Source organism: Nocardiopsis sp. FIRDI 009 (assembly GCF_003386285.1).
Classification (GTDB): Bacteria; Actinomycetota; Actinomycetes; order Streptosporangiales; family Streptosporangiaceae; genus Nocardiopsis.
The window spans coordinates 196,874-204,464 of record NZ_QPNC01000011.1 but is presented as its reverse complement, the minus strand read 5'-3'; the positions used below and the strand labels follow the sequence as shown (position 1 = coordinate 204,464).

Below are 7,591 nucleotides of genomic sequence, written 5' to 3'. Positions count from 1 at the left end.
GCACCGAACTCCCGCGAACGTGATCAACACGGTTCAAACCAGAAGTCCAACTGGAGTACCGGGAAGCTGAACCGCACTATCTCGCAGAACTCTCACAGAACCGCAGAACCCTCCGACTACGGGGGTTCTGCGGTTCTGCGGAGGTATCGCGGTGTTCCGCGGTTCCGAGCTTCACACACCCTGAGCTGCCAGAACGAGGGTTGTGTGAGTTCTGTGGGTTCTGCGGCGCTCCCCAGAGGGCGGGAGTCAGCTCCCCGGGAGCAGAGAAGTGCCGTCGTGGGCCCGAACGTGGGGGCCGTCCTCGGACAGGGCATCCCTGATGCGCACCCCCCGTGCCTCTGGGCAGCGTTCAACGGCTTCTTCCGGAGACAACCACGTGGCCACGCTCGACTCATCACTCATGCGCAGCTCACCGCCTACGGGTTCACAGCGGAAGGCCAGCGAGACCACGGCGAGGTTCATGTTCTTGTACACCCCGACCAGCCGAACCGGTTTGGCCTCGATGCCGGTCTCCTCGCGGACTTCCCGCACCACGCACTGTTCCGGTGTCTCATCCAACTCCAAGACACCGCCGGGCGGGACCCAGCGGCCGTCGTCGGCGCGCTTGATCACCAGCACCTTGCCGTCCGCGGGTCGGACGACCACGCCGGTGACGCTGACGCTGTGACGGGGCAGTTCGCCGGTCATGACCTCACGTCCTGTTCCCATGCGTAGGTGAGCTTCCATTGGAGAGCCGCGAGGACGTTCAGGCAGGTCTCCACCGGCCGGTCGTCCTTGTCGAAGGCCGTGCGGAGGATGGCGAACACCGGCTGTCCAGGTGAGATGTTCAGGAAGCTCGCCTCATCCTCCTGGGCGCCGCGAACCTCGATGTCCTCGGTGAACCGCACCGGTCCGAACCCCCGCTCCGCGATCCGGGCGTACATGCCGCTGGGGCCGGTGTCCGGCATGGCGATGTCGACGCTTCCGGCCACGCTCATCGGGATGTAGGAGGCCGCGATCTGTACCGGCTTGTCCTCCGCGTACATGTGGCGCTTGCGCAGCAGCGCCTGTTCGGATTCCTCCAGACGGAGAACCTCCGCGATGTCGGAGGGCGCGTCCACGGCGTCGCAGATGACCAACTCCGTGCGCGAGGAGCGTCCGGCCTTGTTCAGTTCCTCCGCGAAGCTGCTGCCGGTGGGCCGGGTGCGGTAGTCCCGGTCGATGCGCCGAACCCGCTTGACCGTGGGCACCTCCAGGACAACGGAGCCCTTGCCGTGCTCCGTGCGGATCAACCCTTCGGCACGGAGCATGGCCATGGCCCGGCTGATCGAACTCTGGTTCAGGTTGTACTCGCGTGCCAGGTCCGGCTGGCTGGGCAGCGATGAACCCGCCGGGTACTCCCCACGCTTGATCGCGTCGCGCAATAGGTCCGCGACCTGCTTGTATCGCGCCTTCGGGGGTTCGAGGCTGCTCATCGGACCTCCGTCTTCTGACATATGTGTGGTTCCTCCACGGTAGCCGCACGGCTTGCTCTGGTCCTCTCCCGGGACGACACCCGCAAGAACTTATTGCATATGTCTTGACGCTTATGACATAAGTCCGTACCGTCGAAGACACAGCAGCCCGAGGCCCTGCTTCATAGCCGCCAGCAGGAACCGGGCTTCGCTTCCGATCCGAGGAGGTTCTGTGAGCCCCGACCTGAAGTCCCAGACCACGGCGCGTCTCCGTGCTGGTCTGGCCGACCACATGCTGCCGTGCGCCGCACGGCCGGAGCTGTTCTTCGAGCCCGACACCACCGACCTGTTCGGTGAGAAGCCCGCGGCCAAGGAGCTGCGGGAGAACGCCGCTCGGATGCTGTGCGAGTCCTGCCCCGCCCGGGCGCTCTGCCTGGAACTGGCCCTGCGCGAGTCCCCCACCGCCGGGGTGTGGGCCGGATACACCGCCGACGAACTGACCGACATGGGCCACTACCTGCGAGAGGTGGCCTGACATGACCACCACGACCAAGACCACGCGCTGCTGCGGGACCTCGGTGGGCGCACGGGTACGCCGCCAGACCACCACCGGCTGGGAGTACCTGCTGATCGGCCGCGCCTGGTGGCCCGTCGGACAGGCCCCCGTCGCTGGACACGTCTACGACGCGCACACCGACGTCATCGACGCCCTGGTCGCGGAGATGCGCGAGGAATCCGGCCTGAAGGTCGTCTCCTACACGCTCCTGCACGAGGTGCGCCTGACCAACCTGTGCCAGTCCCTGCCAGCTGAGCCCACTCCGGGCCACCACTGGTGGCTCTACGACGTGCATGCCACCGGGGACCTGGCTCCCGACCCCGAGGAGACCACCGGAGCCCGATGGGTGAGCGCGGCCGAACTCCAGGAACTGGCCGACGTCACCGTCTCCCACGCGCTGGCCGAAGGCCACGCCCGTGACCTGCCCCACCAGGCGCTGGAAGCCGTGTGGGTGGCCCACTTCGCGGCGACGGGCGACATCACCGTCACCCCCGCCGGGCTGGCCGCTGTGGAGCGGCTCTACAGCACCCCGCCGGATGAGTACTGGCTGGGCTGAGGCCCCGCGACCGCAAAGCCGCCTGGCCCCGCCCCGACACCCACCAGCACGAACACCAGTAGAGGAGATCAACATGGGCCTGTTCAGCCGCAAGGAGCCCGACTACACCAACCCCGCCGAAGCCGCACGGGTCCGCCAGGAGTTGGCCAAGCTCGACGCTTTCCAGCGCAAGGACGAGCAGAGCGTAGGCGGCATCTGGCCGCGCGACAAGGCCGCCTACGACCGCAAGCGCGCGAAGCTCCAGGACCAGCTCGACTGGGCCACCTGCTCCGGCAAGTACAAGCGCTGACCTTCGTGTGTGGTGCCGGTGCCGCCCTTCGGGGCGGTGTCGGGACCACACGGTCCGCCCCCGAAGGGCTGGCGCTGGAAGTAGCAGGAAGCAAAGACGGCCCGCACCCGCCATCTACGAAGGAGCCCTTATGGCCACCGTGATCATCTACCGCACCGACGGCACCACCGAGACCGTCACCGGGGTGGACCCCGACGACACCGCCCAGTACGACACGTTGCCGTTCACCGACCCGACCGTGTCCAGCACCGAGGTTCGCCTGTGAACCACGTCTGTGACGCGGCTCCTGCTTCATAGCCGCCAGCAGGAGCCACACCGCACATGACGCGGCCCCGGCGCTAAGCCGCCAAAGCCCGCCGGGGCCGCCGCTCCCAAGGAAGGAAGCACTTCCCATGATTGCAAAGCCCCAGACCGTTCAGGCCACGCGCCCGCTGTCCACGCCCGAACTGGCCGTGATCGCGTCGGTGATCATCGGCCAGATGGATGAGCGGTGGTCCGCCCACACCGGGGTGACCGTCTACCTCAGCTACATCGGCGGTGACACCGCCAGCCCCTTGATCGACCTGATCATCCGTGACACCGGTACCGCCCCCGCTGAGCGGGCCGCCTGGCTGGCCGACCTGTCCCGTGTCCTGGGTGAGCCCGTCGAGGCCCCTTCGCCCCGCACTGGTATCGCCACGCTCTACCACCGCGACTGGCAGGGCACCGGCATCACCGTCGCGGGTCAGGCCACCGTCCTTGCTCAGCGCGGGGAGGCGGGCCGGTGACCACCACGCACATGATCCAGGCCGCCGGTGTCCTCACCCTCGCCGTGGTGCTGCTGCTGGCCCTGGTCGTGGTCGTGCTCCGGCTGGCGGCCCTGCCGCTGGCCGGGGCGGCCCTGGCCCTGGACCACACCGCTGCCCTGGTGGCCCGCCCCCTGCCACCGATCCCCACCCAGCGCCCGGAAGGAGGCACCCGCTGATGACTTCCCAGCCCGACACCACACCCGCCACCGAGCCCGAACGCACCCCCGAGCAGATCCGCGAGGAACTCACCGCCCGCCGGAAGCGGGTCGCCGCTCGCAAGGACGACCGCGTCGAGCGGTTCCGCGACAAGGCCCGCCGTGCGATGACCGCCCGCGCCATCCGCCAGGACCTGACCCGCGACAAACACCGCGCCGACCTGGAACGTGCCAAGCTGGCCGCTGACATCGCTCAGTCCGCCGAGGCCCGCGCCCTGCGGGTGCAGCGCACCCGCACCCTGACCCTGGCCGCGTTGATGCCGGTGCTGGCCGCGTTCGCCGGATGGTCCACGGCCGGGGTGCACGCCGGAGCCGCCGCCATGACCGGCGCTGAGCCGTTCACCGCCATGTGGTGGATGCTCTGGCTGCTGGAACCGGCCCTGATCGGCATCGTCGGCTGGGTGATCCTGTGCCGCGCACGGCTCGAATCGTCGGGTGGGTCGCTTCCCGAGGAAGCCGACAAGATCATGTGGGGCTGCTTGGCGGTCAGCATTCTGCTCAACACCGTCGGACACTGGCCCGCGGAGTGGACCGGCACGGCCGTGGGCGGGCTGTTCGCCCACTCGCTGGGGCCGATCGGGGCCGCGATGACCGCGCACCTGGTCGGTGTCATCGAGAAGGGGATCACCCACGCGCGCCCCACCGAAGGGGACGGTGTCAAGACCCTCGCTGAACTCACCGCCGACCGCGACGACAACACCCCCGAGAACAAGAACGAGAACACCCCGGCCACGGCCGTGATGGACCGTTCCCGGCTTGCCGAGAACGCTCTCGTGATCCCCACCGGGTCGACCCGGCTGGCCGTCGTGCGGTGCTCTCGCCCTACCCCTGGGAAGAACACCCCGACCCCGCCCCAGACCGTTTCCGAACCGGCTTCCGACACCGGTCGCCGTTCGACCCCTGACCAGCAAGGACACCAAGGTTCGGAAACGCCCCCGAAGAGGCGTGTCGACAAGGGTCGCAAGCTTCCCAAGACCGCCACTCCCAGCGCCGCGAAGCCGTCCACCCGGGAGCTGTCCGACGCCGACCTGATCTCGAAGTTGGACGCCCTGATCGAGGCCGGAGAGGTTCCCGAGGGTGTTTCCGTGCGCCGCGCGATGACCGCTCTCGGCTGTGGTTACGACCGCGCCAAGCGTGTTCTCGCCGCCCGCGAGGAGCGCACCGAGACCGTCACCGTACCCGGTCGGCTGAGCGTGGTCGATGCGGTCACCGACAACGACCAGGAGGCCGCGTGATGTTCGGTCTGTTTGGTCCCAAGACCTACGAGTCCTACGTCCAGCCCTACGCCCTCGCGGACGGCACCTACGCCTACCAGGCCCGGTGTGAGTGCGGCTACTTCTCCGACCTCTACGTCGAAGAGCCGGACTTCGTGCAGGACCTGCGCGAGAACCACACCGCCGAACACCAGTAGCCCGCACCCGAACGGGGCGGCGACCCACATCCGCCAAGACACCGGCCGCCGCCCCACCCCACCAACTGTGAGGAGTTTCCAGCATGACCCGCCCCGGACCCCACCCCGCACCCTGGGACCTTCCTCGTGAGGAGGACGTTGACGGCCAGGTGCTGCCCTTCCCCCACCGGACCGGCCCCCGCCCCACGATCGGCTCCGCCCCCGCCGCCCCGGGCCCCGAGGCAGCCCCGGCCGCGCCCGAGATCGAGGTCGTCGACCCCGCCGACGTGGAGTTCCTCGACACCGACGACGGCACCGCCGCCCGGGTGGACTCCCAGGTTGACAAATGGGCCGACCAGTCCGCATGGCTGGCCCGCATCCAGGAAGGCACCCGCACCGCCCAACCGATCGTCCCGGCCTGGATGCGCGACCGCACCGAGGCCGAACAGGTCGCCCGCTGGGTGACCTCCTACTACGCCCATGTGGCCGCCTACCAAGCCACCCGCACCCCGATCTACATGCTCCGGCTCATAGGCCGCTCCCCCCGCGGTGCCGCCCGGCTGCTGGGTGTGTGGGGGCGGTGGGCGTTCGACACCGAGGCCACCGAGCTGCGTCGCAACGCCGCCACCAGTGCCCGCACCGGCGAGTACATGATGCTCTCCCGCCAGCACACCTCCCGGGTTCGCACCCGCGTCGCCACCTCCGCCGCCGTGGCCGCCGCCACCCTGATCACCGCCGCCGTCGTCGTGCCCGCCGCCCCGGCCTGGACGGTGTGGGGCGGTGTGTGGGCCGCCCTGTCCCTGCTGGGGCTCCTCGGACGCCGCCCGGACCGCCCTCTCATCGACCGGGCGGTCCTGCCCACCCGCGTGGAGAAGCTGACCTCGGACACCGTGCTCAAGGCCCTGGGGGCAGTGGGCATCAGCGAGATCAACCGCGCCCTGGCCGCCAAGGGAGATGAGGAGATCGGCTTCACCGCCCCCATCACCCGCGACGGCCCCGGCTGGCGTGCTGAGGTCAACCTCCCTCGCGGCGTCGTGGTCACCGACGTCCTGGACAAGCGCGACAAGCTCGCCTCCGGGCTGCGCCGCCCCCTGGGGTGTGTGTGGCCTGAGCCCGTCAACGAGGAGCACCCCGGTCGCCTGGTCCTGTGGGTCGGTGACCAGGCCATGAACCAGGCCCGCCCGCTGGCCTGGAAGCTGGCCGAGAAGGGTAGCGCGGACCTGTTCAAGCCCCTGCCGTTCGGGGCCGACCAGCGCGCCCGCCCCATCGACATCACCCTGATGTTCGAGTCTGTGCTCATCGGCGCCAAGCCCCGCATGGGCAAGACCTTCGCCTTGCGGGTCCTGCTGCTGGGAGCCGCCCTGGACCCCACCGCCGAACTCAACGTGTTCGAGCTCAAGGGCACCGGCGACTGCCAGTCCGTGGAGAAGGTCGCCCACACCTACGGCTCCGGCGCCGACGACGACACCCTCGCCGCCTGCATGAACACCCTGCGGCGCATCGCCAACAAGGACCTGGTCCACCGCGCCGAGACCATCAACCGCATCGCCAAGGCCGACCCGGCCCGGTGCCCGGAGAACAAGGTCACCCCCGAGCTGGCCGCCGATGCCGCGTTGAAGTTGCATCCGCTCGTGCTGGCCATCGACGAGTGCCAGGAGCTGTTCACCCACGAGGACTACAAGCAGGAGGCCGCCAAGCTCTGCGAGGCCATCATCAAGCGCGGCCCCGCCCTGGGCATCATGCTGCTGCTGGCCACCCAGCGCCCCGACGCCAAGTCCCTCCCGACCGGGGTCGCCAGCAGCATCGGCATCCGGTTCTGCCTGCGGGTCATGGGCCAGACCGAGAACGACATGGTCCTGGGCACCAGCTCCTACAAGAACGGGGTGCGCGCCACCACCTTCACCGCCAAGGACAAGGGCATCGGCTACCTGGTCGGTGTCCACGACGATGCGGTCATCGCCCGCTCCGCCTACATCGACGGCCCCGCCGCGGAGAAGATCAGCGAGCGCGCCCGCGCCATCCGCATCGCCGCCGGTGCCCTGTCCGGCCACGCCATCGGGGAGACCCCCGAGAGTGAGGACACCACCACGATCCTCGATCACCTCCTGGCCGTGTGGCCCGGGGACGTGGACGCGGTGTGGTCGGTCCGCCTGATCGACGCCCTGGCCGACTACCGGCCCGACCTGTACGCGGCGTGGTTGGACATCGCTGACGAGAAGGCCCGCGCCACCCAGCTCGCTAACGCGCTCAAGCCGTTCAAGGTCGCTACCCGGCAGCTCAACCGGGAGGGCAAGAACAAGCGCGGCCTGGACCGCGAAGCCATCGAGAAAGCCGCGAACCGGTAGCAGACCGCCCTGCTACACG

At 69.2% G+C, this 7,591-nt stretch carries 11 protein-coding genes; 9 read left to right on the top strand and 2 right to left on the bottom strand.

Annotated elements, in window-relative coordinates:
- Positions 1-246: 246 nt before the first annotated feature.
- Together DVR05_RS10350 and DVR05_RS10345 are read right to left on the bottom strand one after the other, a co-directional pair.
- Entirely contained in the window at positions 247-687 is a 441-nt protein-coding gene (locus DVR05_RS10350; protein WP_116245619.1) for an NUDIX hydrolase, read from the bottom strand.
- Positions 684-1,454: a GntR family transcriptional regulator gene (locus DVR05_RS10345; RefSeq protein WP_116245618.1), complete on the bottom strand. Its 771-nt coding sequence runs from the start codon at positions 1,452-1,454 to the stop codon at positions 684-686. The genes DVR05_RS10350 and DVR05_RS10345 overlap by 4 nt, the downstream gene beginning before the upstream one ends.
- Before the next feature lie 211 nt (positions 1,455-1,665).
- Here DVR05_RS10345 and DVR05_RS10340 point away from each other — a divergent pair, with 211 nt between their 5' ends.
- The 9 genes from DVR05_RS10340 (at position 1,666) to DVR05_RS10315 (ending at position 7,572) form a co-directional block, all read left to right on the top strand.
- On the top strand, positions 1,666-1,968 hold the full coding sequence (locus DVR05_RS10340; RefSeq protein WP_116245617.1) for a WhiB family transcriptional regulator: 303 nt from the start codon (positions 1,666-1,668) through the stop codon (positions 1,966-1,968).
- A gap of 1 nt (position 1,969) precedes the next feature.
- Positions 1,970-2,545, top strand: a complete 576-nt coding sequence (locus tag DVR05_RS10335; RefSeq protein WP_116245616.1) for an NUDIX domain-containing protein — start codon at positions 1,970-1,972, stop codon at positions 2,543-2,545.
- Positions 2,546-2,618: 73 nt separating this feature from the next.
- On the top strand, positions 2,619-2,834 hold the full coding sequence (locus tag DVR05_RS10330) for a hypothetical protein (protein WP_116245615.1): 216 nt from the start codon (positions 2,619-2,621) through the stop codon (positions 2,832-2,834).
- A gap of 130 nt (positions 2,835-2,964) precedes the next feature.
- A complete protein-coding gene (locus tag DVR05_RS27725; RefSeq protein WP_255423051.1) occupies positions 2,965-3,099 on the top strand; it encodes a hypothetical protein in 135 nt (44 codons plus the stop codon).
- Between the two features lie 127 nt (positions 3,100-3,226).
- A complete protein-coding gene (locus DVR05_RS10325) occupies positions 3,227-3,601 on the top strand; it encodes a hypothetical protein (protein WP_116245614.1) in 375 nt (124 codons plus the stop codon).
- A complete protein-coding gene (locus tag DVR05_RS26575) occupies positions 3,598-3,798 on the top strand; it encodes a hypothetical protein (protein ID WP_157982423.1) in 201 nt (66 codons plus the stop codon). The genes DVR05_RS10325 and DVR05_RS26575 overlap by 4 nt, the downstream gene beginning before the upstream one ends.
- Positions 3,798-5,072 (top strand): hypothetical protein, encoded by a 1,275-nt coding sequence (locus DVR05_RS10320; protein WP_116245613.1) that lies wholly within the window; start codon positions 3,798-3,800, stop codon positions 5,070-5,072. Before DVR05_RS26575 ends, DVR05_RS10320 begins: the two co-directional genes overlap by 1 nt.
- Positions 5,072-5,248, top strand: a complete 177-nt coding sequence (locus DVR05_RS26570; RefSeq protein WP_198659123.1) for a hypothetical protein — start codon at positions 5,072-5,074, stop codon at positions 5,246-5,248. Before DVR05_RS10320 ends, DVR05_RS26570 begins: the two co-directional genes overlap by 1 nt.
- Before the next feature lie 83 nt (positions 5,249-5,331).
- A complete protein-coding gene (locus tag DVR05_RS10315) occupies positions 5,332-7,572 on the top strand; it encodes a DUF3631 domain-containing protein (protein ID WP_116245612.1) in 2,241 nt (746 codons plus the stop codon).
- Positions 7,573-7,591: the final 19 nt, after the last annotated feature.

Excerpts from the sequence above, each read along its gene's own strand:
- DVR05_RS10350 (WP_116245619.1), bottom strand. The coding sequence starts at position 687 with ATGACCGGCGAACTGCCCCGTCACAGCGTCAGCGTCACCGGCGTGGTC.
- DVR05_RS10345 (WP_116245618.1), bottom strand. The coding sequence starts at position 1,454 with ATGAGCAGCCTCGAACCCCCGAAGGCGCGATACAAGCAGGTCGCGGAC.
- DVR05_RS10335 (WP_116245616.1), top strand. The coding sequence starts at position 1,970 with ATGACCACCACGACCAAGACCACGCGCTGCTGCGGGACCTCGGTGGGC.
- DVR05_RS10330 (WP_116245615.1), top strand. The coding sequence starts at position 2,619 with ATGGGCCTGTTCAGCCGCAAGGAGCCCGACTACACCAACCCCGCCGAA.
- DVR05_RS27725 (WP_255423051.1), top strand. The coding sequence starts at position 2,965 with ATGGCCACCGTGATCATCTACCGCACCGACGGCACCACCGAGACCGTC.
- DVR05_RS10325 (WP_116245614.1), top strand. The coding sequence starts at position 3,227 with ATGATTGCAAAGCCCCAGACCGTTCAGGCCACGCGCCCGCTGTCCACG.
- DVR05_RS10320 (WP_116245613.1), top strand. The coding sequence starts at position 3,798 with ATGACTTCCCAGCCCGACACCACACCCGCCACCGAGCCCGAACGCACC.
- DVR05_RS26570 (WP_198659123.1), top strand. The coding sequence starts at position 5,072 with ATGTTCGGTCTGTTTGGTCCCAAGACCTACGAGTCCTACGTCCAGCCC.
- DVR05_RS10315 (WP_116245612.1), top strand. The coding sequence starts at position 5,332 with ATGACCCGCCCCGGACCCCACCCCGCACCCTGGGACCTTCCTCGTGAG.